13 protein-coding genes are annotated in these 13,640 nt (G+C 40.5%); 5 read left to right on the top strand and 8 right to left on the bottom strand.

Going from position 1 to position 13,640, the window contains the following annotated elements; all coding sequences use genetic code 11:
• Positions 1 to 158: 158 nt before the first annotated feature.
• Entirely contained in the window at positions 159 to 938 is a 780-nt protein-coding gene (gene queC, locus ACT3RN_RS06270) for a 7-cyano-7-deazaguanine synthase QueC (RefSeq protein WP_192519017.1), read from the bottom strand.
• Between the two features lie 366 nt (positions 939 to 1,304).
• Here queC and ttcA point away from each other — a divergent pair, with 366 nt between their 5' ends.
• The gene (gene ttcA / locus ACT3RN_RS06265) at positions 1,305 to 2,393 is read left to right on the top strand and encodes a tRNA 2-thiocytidine(32) synthetase TtcA (RefSeq protein ID WP_192519018.1); all 1,089 of its coding nucleotides are present in this window, start codon (positions 1,305 to 1,307) and stop codon (positions 2,391 to 2,393) included.
• A 92-nt stretch (positions 2,394 to 2,485) separates the two neighbouring features.
• Here ttcA and ACT3RN_RS06260 read toward each other — a convergent pair whose 3' ends face one another.
• The 6 genes from ACT3RN_RS06260 to ccoN all read right to left on the bottom strand — a co-directional run bounded on the left by ACT3RN_RS06260 (position 2,486) and on the right by ccoN (position 8,520).
• The gene (locus tag ACT3RN_RS06260) at positions 2,486 to 3,079 is read right to left on the bottom strand and encodes a FixH family protein (protein WP_192519019.1); all 594 of its coding nucleotides are present in this window, start codon (positions 3,077 to 3,079) and stop codon (positions 2,486 to 2,488) included.
• A 127-nt stretch (positions 3,080 to 3,206) separates the two neighbouring features.
• On the bottom strand, positions 3,207 to 4,616 hold the full coding sequence (ccoG, locus tag ACT3RN_RS06255; RefSeq protein ID WP_192519020.1) for a cytochrome c oxidase accessory protein CcoG: 1,410 nt from the start codon (positions 4,614 to 4,616) through the stop codon (positions 3,207 to 3,209).
• 423 nt (positions 4,617 to 5,039) lie between these two features.
• Positions 5,040 to 6,212 carry a cytochrome-c oxidase, cbb3-type subunit III gene (gene ccoP, locus ACT3RN_RS06250; protein WP_192519021.1) on the bottom strand — a complete coding sequence of 391 codons (1,173 nt, stop codon included), beginning with the start codon at positions 6,210 to 6,212 and terminating at the stop codon, positions 5,040 to 5,042.
• Complete coding sequence (locus ACT3RN_RS06245; protein ID WP_192519022.1) at positions 6,209 to 6,391, bottom strand: cbb3-type cytochrome oxidase subunit 3; 183 nt, start codon at positions 6,389 to 6,391, stop codon at positions 6,209 to 6,211. Before ACT3RN_RS06245 ends, ccoP begins: the two co-directional genes overlap by 4 nt.
• Positions 6,391 to 7,029, bottom strand: coding sequence for a cytochrome-c oxidase, cbb3-type subunit II (gene ccoO, locus ACT3RN_RS06240; RefSeq protein ID WP_192519023.1), 639 nt, complete (start codon positions 7,027 to 7,029; stop codon positions 6,391 to 6,393). Before ccoO ends, ACT3RN_RS06245 begins: the two co-directional genes overlap by 1 nt.
• 9 nt (positions 7,030 to 7,038) lie before the next feature.
• Positions 7,039 to 8,520, bottom strand: coding sequence for a cytochrome-c oxidase, cbb3-type subunit I (gene ccoN / locus ACT3RN_RS06235; RefSeq protein ID WP_192991986.1), 1,482 nt, complete (start codon positions 8,518 to 8,520; stop codon positions 7,039 to 7,041).
• 878 nt (positions 8,521 to 9,398) lie between these two features.
• Between ccoN and ACT3RN_RS06230 the strand changes: the two genes are divergently transcribed.
• A complete protein-coding gene (locus ACT3RN_RS06230) occupies positions 9,399 to 9,788 on the top strand; it encodes an SCP-2 sterol transfer family protein (protein ID WP_192519025.1) in 390 nt (129 codons plus the stop codon).
• Between the two features lie 113 nt (positions 9,789 to 9,901).
• On the opposite strand, the gene ACT3RN_RS06225 is transcribed toward ACT3RN_RS06230, so the two are convergent.
• Positions 9,902 to 10,876, bottom strand: coding sequence for a hypothetical protein (locus tag ACT3RN_RS06225; protein WP_192519026.1), 975 nt, complete (start codon positions 10,874 to 10,876; stop codon positions 9,902 to 9,904).
• Between the two features lie 402 nt (positions 10,877 to 11,278).
• On the opposite strand from ACT3RN_RS06225, the gene ACT3RN_RS06220 reads away from it, so the two are divergent.
• The 3 genes from ACT3RN_RS06220 to ACT3RN_RS06210 all read left to right on the top strand — a co-directional run bounded on the left by ACT3RN_RS06220 (position 11,279) and on the right by ACT3RN_RS06210 (position 13,629).
• Entirely contained in the window at positions 11,279 to 12,514 is a 1,236-nt protein-coding gene (locus ACT3RN_RS06220) for a lipoprotein-releasing ABC transporter permease subunit (RefSeq protein WP_192519027.1), read from the top strand.
• A gap of 98 nt (positions 12,515 to 12,612) precedes the next feature.
• Entirely contained in the window at positions 12,613 to 13,293 is a 681-nt protein-coding gene (lolD, locus tag ACT3RN_RS06215) for a lipoprotein-releasing ABC transporter ATP-binding protein LolD (protein ID WP_192519028.1), read from the top strand.
• Positions 13,294 to 13,320: 27 nt separating this feature from the next.
• A complete protein-coding gene (locus tag ACT3RN_RS06210; protein ID WP_225739134.1) occupies positions 13,321 to 13,629 on the top strand; it encodes a hypothetical protein in 309 nt (102 codons plus the stop codon).
• The last annotated feature ends 11 nt before the right edge of the window (positions 13,630 to 13,640 follow it).

The raw sequence follows: 13,640 nt of genomic DNA, 5'->3' as shown, positions 1-13,640 counted from the left end.
ATATGATTATTTATATCTTTCTTTCGATAAATCCAATGCTCAATACCATAGCAAGTATATGAACTAAAATACAGCGATGACATGCTGTGTTAATGCAAGCAAATGTTGTTCGAATGTTAAGTAGTACTAGCGTCTGCTATGGGGGCTAGTAGGATGTATCAAGAGCGATACTTGGTAGGATCCGCAACATCAGCCTGTTCAAAACCCTGACGACGTAATGTACAACTATCACATACACCACAAGCCAGACCGTTTTCATCGGCACGGTAGCAAGAAATAGTTTGTCCATAATCGACACCTAATGACAAACCAAGCTCGATAGTTTTTGCTTTTGATAATTGCTGCAAGGGTGTTTGAATCGATAAATGATGACCAGTGACACCTGCTTTTGTGGCAAGGTTGGCCATATGTTCAAACGCAGAAATATACTCTGGACGACAATCAGGATAGCCAGAGTAGTCGACTGAGCTGACACCAATGACGATATGGTTGGCATCGGTCACTTCAGCGACTGCTAAGGCATAAGACAAAAATATAGTATTGCGTGCTGGTACATAAGTATTGGGAATGGCGTCGTTATCGATCTCGTCATGCTTTTTATTGGGAAATTTATCAGCGTCTCCATCAGGGACGACCATACTGTGATCTGTGAGTGATGAGCCACCAAGTTGAGCGATATCAATATCGATGATTCTATGATTGACTCCAGCCGTCTCCGCAATTGATTTTGCTGCGACCAGCTCGCTATTATGACGTTGACCGTAATCAAAACTAACAGCCGTTACAGAGGCATAACGTGCCTTGGCCCAATATAAACAAGTAACAGAATCAAGCCCACCTGATAATAGTACAACAGCATTCTGGTTGCTATGAAGGGTGATTGAATCAGTATCGGATGTTTGAGGATTGGCAGTGCTCTGTGAGGTAATGTTAGTCATAAGGGTATCTGTTATTGGTTTGCGAAAAACAGTTATTTTAGCAAAAATCCCTACGTTACAGAACCATAATGCCATTATTTAATGTGCGCTTTTCAAACTGCTGATAATATTTGTTATAATTGTTACTTTGAAAGTATCCACGTTAATATAGTCAGTCCTAAATAAAAGAGGCACAACCACAAATACGGGTTACATTTTTCTTGCTTGCTGTGCCTACGCAGACAGAGGCGGCTCAAAATGTAACCCGTATCGCTGTATTTGTTTTATAGTGGATCGACTATACATGCTTTTTTACTACTTTTGACTCTTCTTAAATCGTAAATTGCTTTATAGCAAAACCATCCTTGTAAAGATATTGAGTAACTTATGACCGCAGCGACTTTATTTACACCAACTACGCCTGAGTTTGACGATATATCTGTTGATAATATCAATGACAAAGAAGTGACAACTGAGCCATCATTGTCTTCTGAGTCAGCAGCGTTTAAAAAGCTCCAGAAAAAACTACGTAGACAAGTGTCTTGGGCGATTCGTGATTTTAATATGATCGAAGAGGGTGATGTGGTGATGGTTTGCGTGTCAGGCGGTAAGGACAGCTATACCTTGCTTGATATCTTGTTATTACTCAAGCGTATTGCGCCTATTAGCTTTGATATCGTTGCGGTGAATCTTGATCAAAAACAACCTGGTTACCCAGAAGATATTTTGCCAGCCTATCTAAATGAACAGGGCATTGCTCACTATATCCTAGAAAAAGACACTTATAGTATTGTCAAAAGCGTGGTACCAGAAGGCAAAACTTACTGCTCGGCTTGTTCGCGCTTACGCCGTGGCTCATTATATGGCTTTGCTAAGCAAATTGGCGCGACCAAAATTGCACTGGGTCATCACCGTGATGATATGTTGGCCACATTCTTTTTGAACTTATTTCATGGTGGTACATTAAAATCAATGCCACCAAAGCTTCTGAGCGATGATAAGCAAAACATGCTGATTCGTCCATTGGCTTATGTCGAAGAAAAAGACATCATCGAATACGCTAAATTAAAAGAATTCCCGATTATTCCATGTAACTTGTGTGGTAGCCAAACCAATCTACAACGTGCCATCATTAATGACATGCTACGAGAGTGGGATGATGCGCATCCACAGCGATTAGCGTCTATTTTTAAAGCGATGCAAAACGTTGCACCATCACAATTGGCCGATCGTGAATTGTTTGATTTTGAACAATTAAGTCTCGACCGTGATGACAACGAGCGTTTGTTTGAAGGTGATAATATTCAAGCAGGACAGGCCGATAGTCTGGCTGAGATTGGATTACCCGTTTCACCAAAAACTCAAACGTTTAATCCAAAGTTTATGAGTGAGCAGCAGCATCCATCAGCATCCGACCAAGCAGTAGAGCAAAATCGCACAACACAAAAAATCCCAACGATTAATCCCATTATTTGACAGTTTTATAGCGAAACCTTTGTGGCATTCGATGCTCAATATAAAAAACCAGACCCTAAGGTCTGATTTTTTATATATTTATATATTGGGATTTATTTCTCAGAGGACTGCTTGGCAAATGCTGGTAAGGGAGCAAAACTGATGTCTGAACGTGGCAGCTTTGCAACATCTTGCATACGCCAATTATTTGTACCACTGTTGCTTACGTGAACATAGTATTTGGCCTTGACCGGATCGATATCTGCATGTGCGCTGTATTTATTGCCTTCTTGATGTTGTAGTACCACATCATGGTCTTTTTTAATATCAGTTGCATGCGAGATAGATAGATCTAGCGTATCAGGATAAGTAAGCGGCGTACCGTTCAATAATTCACCTGATTGTAAACTTTGTTCAGGATACTCTAAATAAAAGACAATATCGCCATTATCGGCAAAATGCATTTTGCCATGTAAGTCCAAATCATAAGTGAGCTTATCACGTGACACATCTTGATAGAGTGTCTTGCCGTCCATGTACCAATCATCACGCACGACACTGTCGCGAATTTGATAAGAGTAGTAAACGAAATATATACAAGCAACGACCACAAATGCGGGCATGCCAATCACAAAGATAACAACCATGTAGTTTTTGTACCATGGCTGAGTGTCTTGGTGCTTAAATTTTGATGCTGGAGTAGACATAAAACACCTATCAATTAGACATCTATTAAATAGATATCTATAAACGATTTACCTGCTAGCCAATGCAATGGTAACAGGTAAAATATATAATTGTAGGCAAGCTCGATAATAAATAGCTTACGGCAGCCTACTGACCTTGAGTGGTAAATACATTTTGTTTACTGGCTTTATATTGACCATCTTCACTAGTTACATTTAAGGTAATTGGTGTCTGTTCAAAATCGATAACATCAGGATCACCATAAATACTCACTGGCATATCGAAATTTTCACCTGCTTCTAATGGTACATCATTAAACCGAAGTTCTAAACTTAGACCATCTTGTGGTGTGAGGGTTATTTTATAGCTATGAGGTTCTTGAGTTTTATTAGTCAGCTTAACGATATAGCTGTTTTCGATCATGCCTTGATTGTTAACGGAAGACAACTGATTACGGTCACGGCGAATATCAATCTCTAAGGGCACGCGATCCGTCAATGCATAAATAACACCACCACATAAAATGCTAATAACGGCTAAATAGGCAAATAGGCGTGGACTGATAACACGGGTATTTTCTTTTTCTGACAATTGTCGTTCTGTTGTATATCGAATAAGTCCTCGTGAATAACCAACTTTATCCATGATTTCATTACAAGCATCAATACAAGCAGCACATTGGATGCAAGCAACTTGTAATCCATCTCGAATATCGATACCAGTTGGGCAGACCTGCACACACATGGTACATTCAATACAGTCACCTAAATGCTCAGGATGTGTGCCTTTTTTGCGTGCACCGCGTGGCTCACCGCGTTCATAATCATAAGACACAACCAAGGTGTCTTTATCAAACATCACGCTTTGAAAACGTCCATACGGACAGATTTGGATACACATCTGCTCACGCATGTAACCCGCATTGGCGTAGGTCGCAAAGGTAAAGATAAACATAGATACCCATATCCATGTTGGCCAGTCGGGGAGAGGAACAAACCCCATCATTTGCCAGCTATGATATAAATAATCTGTTCCAGCAACGTAGCTCACAAAAGTCGCTGCTGTAATTACTGACAGTGCAAACCAAATAAAATATATTAAAAAGCGCTTAAAGGCCTTTGTTGCACTCATTGGTGCTTTATCAAATTTGACACGTTTATTACGGTCACCAATCACCCATTTTTCGACATGTTGATAAAGGTGAGTCCAAATCGTCTGGGGACACGCATAGCCACACCATACACGACCTGCATAAACCGTTACCATAAATAATGTAAAAGCAGCAATGATCGCAAAGGCCGCAATAAAATAAAAATCTTGGGTTAAAAAAGTCATACCAAAAATATAGTAATGCTGCGAAGGAACATCAAACCATATTGCCTGTCTACCATTGTAACGTAGCCATGGCAAAAGCAAAAATGCTGCCAAAAGTGCATACATTGTGATGATACGAATATTTTGATAAAAACCTTTAACAAATCTAGGATGAACACGGTGCTTGGTCGCATCAAGGTCAACCTGTTGTACAGGAATTTTATTGGGTTGTTGTGCTGACATAAACGTGCCTCTTTAAAAAAAGAATCAGTTTGCTGGCATGATGAACAAACATCTGTGATTATCAGATGTATGAGGGTGCAATGTTATCAATGTCAGTAAGTAGCGGATAAATTATTGCATCGCAAAATAGTTTATCTTATCTACCAAATGATCGATTACGAATAGCTTAATGAGAATGAAAACAGTTCTTTAAATCAGCGACTAAAGAGATGTTTTTAGGTATGACTATTTTAACATTCTCTTTGCTAAAAATGGGGTGATAATCTCAAAAAGCAATCAATATATTATGACTTGCTATAAGCAAATCGATAGCCTACTAAATAGGTCAAAAGATAGCTGTATAAAAAAAGAGAGAACTGCAATAACAGTTCTCCCTTCATTCAAATTCATTCATTTACGACTAAAATCACTGACTAAAAAGTATTAATTAGCAGTAGTTTCTACCACTTCGGTTGCTGGTGTAGCTGTTACCGCAGTTTGAGAGGTAGGTTGAGTTGTCTTATCTGACAATGAGTAAACGTAGGCAGCAAGTAGCATAATGCGTTCGTTACCTAGCTTGCTTTCCCATGCAGGCATAACGCCAGCACGACCATAGCGTAAGGTATCACGAATAGTTTCACGATCACCACCAAACAACCAAATATTATCAGTTAAGTTAGGTGCACCTGCTGAAATCATGCCTTTAGCGTCTGTACCATGACAAAGTACACAGTTGGTTGGTTGTTCAAAAAGTACTTTACCTTGCGCAACCATGGTTTGATCAAGATCATAATCATTTTGGTTGCCAGAGATAGATAGTACATATTCAGCAACCGCACGGACACCATCTTCACCAAGGTTGTCACGCCACGCAGGCATTGGTAGTTTTTCAGGTTCTTTCTTGTAGTCTACACCAACATGCCAACCATTATGCAAAGTAAGCAAGATATTGCCAGGCTCTCCACCATGCAACCAATCGTTATCAGTAAGATTCGGATAGCCAGTTGCACCTTTAGCATTAGATCCATGACAAACCGAACAGTTCTGCAAGAATAAACGGCTACCAGCCTTCAATGCATTTGGGTTTGTTGATAGCTTCTCAACATAAGGCGCAAGTTCTGTTACCTTATCATTGATTTGATCCTGCAAGTTATCAGGCGCTGTTTCGCTATGACGCAATGTTGCTTGCATATCAGCAAGTGTTGCTAACGTAGCGGTAGCACCACTGGCGTCTGCTTTTGCCAAGATATTCTGCTCAAAGTTATCCGTAAAAAGTTTATCGTTGCTTTCAAGGTCACTTGCAAGCTCAGTTTTAGTAGTCCATGGTACAGTTTTGCCATCGACTACTTCTGTAGCTAAACCTTCCCATTTTGACGGGAATATAGCTGGGAAAAACACCCAGTAGGCAACACCCCAAAAGATTGAGCCAAAAAATATTACTAGCCACCACTTAGGCAATGGTTTGTCATATTCTTTGATACCGTCATAGGTATGGCCAGTGGTGCCATCTTCTTCTACTTCGGGTTTGTATTTTAGAACAAATAACAAAACCCCAAGAATGAACAGCCAGCAGCCGATACTTATTATAGTAATCCAAGAACTCCAAAAAAATGTCATCGTTCATCCTTATTGCGTTGCTCTTCAGACAGAGATTTTATATCCTCGTCATCAAGCGCAAGTTGTGCATCTTCTTCGAAGCGTTTTTTGTTTTTTGGCGAATACGCCCACCATGCAACACCTACGAAGGCAACAAAGGCAGAAACGGTCGCAATTGTTTGTAATTCACCAATACCCATTAGCGCTGTCCTTCCATCGCTGTGCCTAGTTGCTGTAGATAGGCAACCAAAGCGTCAAGCTCAGTGGCACCAAGTACAGCATCTGGTGCTTTTTCGATATCTTCTTCAGTATAAGGAACACCGAAGCGATCACGGAATAGACGCATTTTATTTTGAATGTTTTCACCATCCACTTCATTCTCAGCAAGCCAAGGGAACCCAGGCATTACAGATTCAGGAACGAGTGAGCGTGGTGCAATCAAATGCTGCTTTTGCCAATCTTCAGAATAGCGTCCACCAACTCGTGCTAGATCTGGTCCAGTACGTTTTGAGCCCCATAAGAATGGATGATCCCATGTGGATTCTGCAGCACGCGAATATGGTCCATAACGTTCGACTTCAGCACGTAGTGGACGAATCATTTGAGTGTGACAGACGTGACAACCTTCACGAATATAAATATCACGACCTTCGAACTCTAGTGCAGTCCATGGTTCCATAGTGGGAAGGGGAGCGTTTACGCCACCTTCTTCAGGAGCTTTGTTGTCATATATCAGTGGTACGATTTCAACTAGCGTTGCGAAGCTAATAGCAATAACAATACCGATGACCAACAAGCCTGTATTTTTTTCAATAATTTCATGCGGTGTACCAGCCATGATCGCTCCTTATACGTTAGCTGTCGAAGGTTTTTCGACACTAGGTTCATGATCCGTTGGATCAGCGACATCTACAGGCTTACCTTCTGGCATCTTGAGTGTTTTATAGCAGTTATAAGCCATAACGAACATTCCAGATACATATAAGAAGCCACCAAAAGCACGACCAATATATGGGAAATGTGAGAATTGGACGGTATCAACGAAGCTATAAACCAATGTGCCATCTGGATTAGTTGCAAGCCACATCATGCCTTGACCAATACCTGAGATCCACATAGATACAATATAGAAAATAGTACCTGCAGTCGCTAGCCAGAAATGCGTGGTGATTAAGCTGATAGAATACATTTTTGGTTTGTTATAAATACGTGGTAATAATACGTATAGTGAACCAATGGTAATCATACCTACCCAACCAAGCGCACCTGAGTGTACATGCCCTACGGTCCAATCCGTGTTATGCGATAGTGCATTGACTGTCTTGATAGACATCATTGGGCCTTCGAATGTCGACATGGCGTAGAACGACAGTGCAACAATCATAAAGCGAATGATTGGATCGGTACGTAACTTATCCCAACTTCCAGATAGTGTTAGTACACCGTTGATCATACCACCCCAAGATGGTGCAAATAGGATGATTGAGAATACCATTGCTAATGACTGCGTCCAATCTGGAAGCGCTGAATAATGCAAATGGTGACCACCAGCCCACATGTATGAAGCAATTAATGCCCAAAAGTGAACGATAGATAAACGGTAAGAATAGATAGGGCGACCAATCTGTACTGGAACGAAATAGTACATCATTCCAAGGAAGGCTGCCGTTAGATAAAAGCCTACGGCATTATGACCGTACCACCACTGCACCATCGCATCAGTTGCACCGCCAAATAACGAATAAGACTTGAATGCACTAACAGGAATCGACATGCTGTTTACGATATGCAGTAACGCAATCGTAATAATAAAAGCTGCAAAAAACCAGTTAGCCACATAAATATGTGAGGTCTTACGTTTGATAAGTGTTCCAAAGAACACAATGGCATATGATATCCATACCAGTGCAATCAAAATATCGATTGGCCATTCAAGTTCAGCGTACTCCTTTGTTGAGGTTAAACCTAAAGGAAGCGTAATGACTGCTGACACGATCACTGCTTGCCAACCCCAAAAGGTAAACCAAGCCAGATAAGGTGCAAACAATCTTGTCTTACAGGTACGCTGAACGATATAGTAAGATGTGGCGAACAGGGCAGAGCCACCGAACGCAAAAATGACCGCATTGGTATGTAGCGGCCTTAAACGACTAAAAGTCAGCCATGGAGTATCAAAGTTAAGTGCTGGCCATGCTAACTGTGAAGCAATGAACACACCAATACTCATGCCGACGATGCCCCATGCAACGGCCATTATCGTAAAGAATCTTACGATAGTAATTTCGTACTCACGGTCCACTGGGGCGACTGCTGTGTTTTGTAAACTCATTGGATGATTCCTTTACAGCCCGAATTATCAACAGAATTAACTAACGCTCCGCGCTATCTGTATCATAATAATGGATAATCAAATAGTAGTTGCGGTACATGCTATTTTTGGCTTACTTATCGCTGTAACATTATTAACTATCAATCTGAATTATATATCAGCTGGTACTCATATATACAGAGGCGTCTAAAATACACAGCGCTCATGATCAATCGATAGTAGGATTATTAATAAACTGTTCAGGTGAATAAGAAAATGTGCCGTTTTGAGCATCAAACATCTAATGAGACTAAGTATTTATCTTAATTATTACCAAAATCTGTACCAATGAAGATAGATACCAATATCCATAGGGCCGTAAGAACGCACTGACCATAGAAGTATGCTAGCGGCGGCTGACAAAAAAACATGTTTACGTAATGTTTAGTTAAAACTCCCGACTCTGTTTAAGGGTATTGTAACGCAATCCTAATAAAATATCATCAGAACTATGCGGCAAAATACAAACTCTTTGGTAAAAAATATAGCGAACAACTTATCGCTGTCATACTTTCGGTCTATTTTATACACAAAGTTGTCGCTATTCTAGGGGATGTATTTGTATCAATCAATAACAATAAATACAGTATTTGCTTATAAACCCTAGAAAGAGTTTTGTAACAATAACAGCATGAGTCTTCTAATTAAGTTTTACTTATTATCAACATGACCCTTATAATACCGATAAATATAGTGGTTGATTGTTGATATCACTGTTTTGAAAAATAAAGGCTCTTTTTAGAGGACACGCCCTAGTAATTACCTTATAAATAATTAACCAATTAGGTAAGGGTACTAAAAACCTCTATTCTTAAATAATATAAATCAAGGACAATAGCATGGCAGTTTTTTTGACAAACGAATGGTTTGAGCAAGTTGAGCAGATGGGTCAGGAAGCAGGTGAGCTGAATTTACCACCAGCACTTGCAAGTATGGTCGTCAATTTAAAGGTGTCGGATACTGAACAGGATATCGAAGCTAATTTCACCAATGGTTTATTACATCGCGGTTTGAACGATGCTGCAACGACGACATTGCTTCTGGATCGCAGTATTTTGCAATCAATCATCACTGATTTTGATACCAATGAAATCATGGGTGCGTTTATGGGTGGCAAAATCCGTGTAGAAGGTGATATGTCACAATTAATGGCAGTGCAAACAGCACGTCCAAGTGATGAACAAAAAGAGCTGTATATGCGTATTAAGTCAATGACGACGATGGCTTAATTTTAGGTCTATATGATTGTTGTTGAATAATGAGAATAGATATGCAAAAAAGCCTCTAATATATTAGAGGCTTTTTTATCGGTAGGTTAGACAGTTGCATATTCGGTATTTTACTAGCTAACTTTGGATTTTTGCGATGTATTTTTCTGGTTTTGTTTATAGATTGCCGCTTGCAGCCAGACGTTTGCTTGCACATAGTCGTGTACTTTAATGGTCGCAGTTTCTGGTGTATTAAGTGCACCGATACGTATTACAAATGGATCTGCATCTTGTTCACGTAATACCACCACGTCGAACAGAATAATTGACTTACCATTGAATACGGTTTCTTGCTTGCCAAGTACTTGACCTTGACACCATGCTTCATCCTCTTGTCCAAGCGTATCACCAAATAGATAAGCACACATGTGACCCAAGTTGATCTCGACTGGTGCCATTTGCTCTTTGGTCTCAGGCTTCCACTCTTTGATTTGCTCTTGCAGGTCATCAGGTATTTTTCCATCATTGGCTGCCACGATATCATTGAAAGCACGATGGTAGCGAATGGACTCTTGATCTTCGACCATAATTACTTCGTTTTGTTCGCTCGGTTTAATTTCGTGTGCCCAAGCGCTAAAGTTGACAAAATAAGAGCTATCTCGCTGGTATAGGTGACGATTGGTGGTATAAAGCTGATCAAAAGCATAAATAATACTACCGTCAGCTGTATGCAAGCGCAGTACCGCATCATGGGAATTGTCGTTCACGATAATGCGCTCAATTTTACAATGCAGACCATATGGACTATCGACGCAAGGGTAGGCATTGATGAAGCACTCAGGCTTGCCGTTATTCATCGCGAGTACTTGATTGATATGACAGGGCTGATCTTCCGATAGGAGTAAACAGCTATCTTGAGAGCTGACATTACTATTAAGGCCTTTAGGCATCGCTGCGTGTTCAATCATTTTCTGTAGCCATTCTGGCACGTCATGACTCATGTCTTCGGTCAAAATGCGCCAATGATCAGCATGACCTGCAGATTGCTCATCGGTTAAAGTGATCTTGGTGGGGGCCTGGATGTTCTTATATTGATAATTGATGGTCATGAGAATACTCAAAATTAAGTCAACGTGAAGTTTGGCGCTAAAACTGCTATTACTGACCATCATAACCTTAATTTATTGAATATGAAGGTTTTGATAGTCTGTAATGTTGTCGTCAGCAAAAGGTCAACAAACAACAATGAATGGGTAATGACAATTGTCCTTAGCATACAATATATAGGTATTGACGCAAGTAATAGCAAGTCCCTCATAAAAAATAGTAACAAAACCGCATTTTTTAGCAAAAATCATACTCAGTTTTTGCTAATGATTGGCACATATCCGCGAATTTGTGTCAAACTAGCTCCCTTTTGACGGCTGTCTTTGGCTCGTCTGAAACCCAATTTGTGTGCTCATTTTATAGTACATATAAAGTTGCACGTAGATAAGATAAAGAGTTTGAATATGTTTCGTCCTTTAGCGTTGTTTATCGGCTTACGATATACCCGAGCAGAGCGTAGTAATGGTTTTATCTCCTTTATCTCGCTTATCTCAATGATTGGTTTGACTCTTGGTGTTGCTGTCTTGATTACAGTGCTATCGGTCATGAATGGTTTTGATCGGGAGTTGAAAACTCGTATTTTAGGTATGGTGCCGCAAGCAACGGTCGTCTCATCAGAAATTATCAGTGATTGGCGAGAATTAGCGGATAAGATTGAAGAAGATCCAGAAGTTGCTGCAGTGGCACCTTTTATCCAATTGCAAGGGATGCTGACATCAAATAGTCAGGTCGCAGGCATTATGGTGACGGGTATTGATCCTGAATATGAGAAAAAAGTGTCTATCATTGATGATCATATGGTTGCTGGTAGCATTGATACACTACAAGACGGTGATTTTAGTATTGTACTGGGCGAAGAAATGGTGCAGTCACTAGGACTGCAACTGGGTGATAAAGTCACGCTAGTATTGCCAGAGGCATCTCCTTCACCGGCAGGCGTGATACCACGATTTAAACGTTTTACGTTAACAGGTGTTTTTAGTATTAGCCCTGAAGTGGACAGTTTAATGGCTTTTATTCCTATGAGTGATGCAGCAAAACTAATGCGTCTGCCTGAAGGGGCGCAAGGTGTGCGCATGAAGCTCCATGATATTTTTACTGCGCCAATAGAGTCAGAAAAAGCGGCAGCGCTAGCGCCTGGAAAATTGTATCCCAATGACTGGACACAAACGCATGGTAACTTATTTGGTGCGATTCAAATGGAAAAAGCGATGGTGGGATTACTGCTTTTCTTAATTATTCTCGTCGCCGCCTTTAATATCGTGTCTAGTTTGGTCATGCTCGTTACGGACAAAAAAGCTGATATTGCAATTTTGAAAACTTTTGGTGCCTCTCCGCGCTTAATTACTCAAGTATTTATGGTGCAAGGTGTGGTCATTGGATTTATCGGTACGATTGCTGGCACGATACTGGGTATCATATTTGCACTTACCGTTAGTGATATTTTGGGATTTATCAATCAAGCATTTAACCTCAATTTATTTGATGCTTATTTTGTTAACTATCTGCCATCGCAGTTACGTTTTGTAGATGTGGTATTAATTACAGGTGCTTCATTTACTCTGAGCTTCTTGGCAACTATTTATCCAGCACGTCGAGCGGCTAAAATTCAGCCAGCCCAGACGCTGCGTTACGAATAAATAAATTTGTGAGCAGATGAGATCGTTGAAAGTCTATATAGAGTTGATAACACTTTATAAAGCATTAATACTCGTATAAATAGAATAAAGGAAGTGCCATGTCTGTTATTTTAGAGGCAAAAAATATCAACAAGATATATGATGAAGGGGCGGTCAGCACGCAAGTGTTGACTGGTCTGGATTTGACGGTCAAGCCTGGTGAGCGCATCGCTATTGTCGGCACCAGTGGTTCAGGTAAAAGCACCTTGTTACATTTGCTCGGGGGGTTGGATACACCAACCAGCGGTGAAGTTTGGTTACATGGGCAGTTATTAAATAGTATGAATGAAACTGAGCGCGGTGCGATGCGTAATAAGCATTTGGGTTTTATTTATCAGTTTCATCACCTGTTGGCTGAATTTACGGCTATCGAAAACGTCGCGATGCCACTGCTGATGAGACCTAAAGTATCAACGGCTGTCGCACGTCAACAAGCGATTGAAATCCTAGAAAGCGTTGGTCTTGAGCATCGTTTGATGCATAGACCCGGTGAGTTGTCAGGCGGTGAGCGTCAACGAGTAGCGATTGCTCGTGCGTTAGTGACTAAGCCATCACTTATTTTGGCAGATGAGCCAACAGGTAACTTAGATTATGATAATGCGCAAAGTGTCTTTGGGCTGTTGTCAGAGCTGCAAAACACCATGCAAACGGCATTATTAATGGTGACGCATGATCGTAATTTAGCGGCACTGGCAGATCGTCAGCTCTTACTTCGCAATGGATATTGGGCAGAATATTAAGTCTCTCAGCGCTGACAAGGATAAATTATGATGAATAAAAATGAAGATCCAATTGCTGCTTTTGGTAGCGCTGAAGAGGGTAACGAGCCATTAAAGCCTTATATGGACCCAACGTTATTTGATACCATTGATGAACAAACGCAAATAGATTTGCTGACGCCTGTTTTTGATGCCATTACTTTGGCAGGTGTGGATTACGATCTACAAGCTCAAGACAGTGCAACAGGCAAGCGTTATACACTGTCTAAAGGCGAAAGCGTATTGGATGTATTTGTAATGGATAATAACCTGACTGACAATGTTATAGGCGCAATCAGTAAGAGTGAAAAAGACTGAGTTTTATAATT

The organism is Psychrobacter sp. AOP5-GZ1-6, assembly GCF_052376345.1.
In the GTDB taxonomy this organism is placed as follows: Bacteria; Pseudomonadota; Gammaproteobacteria; order Pseudomonadales; family Moraxellaceae; genus Psychrobacter.
Note: the sequence above shows the minus strand (reverse complement) of the source record. Positions and strands in the feature narration are given on the sequence as shown.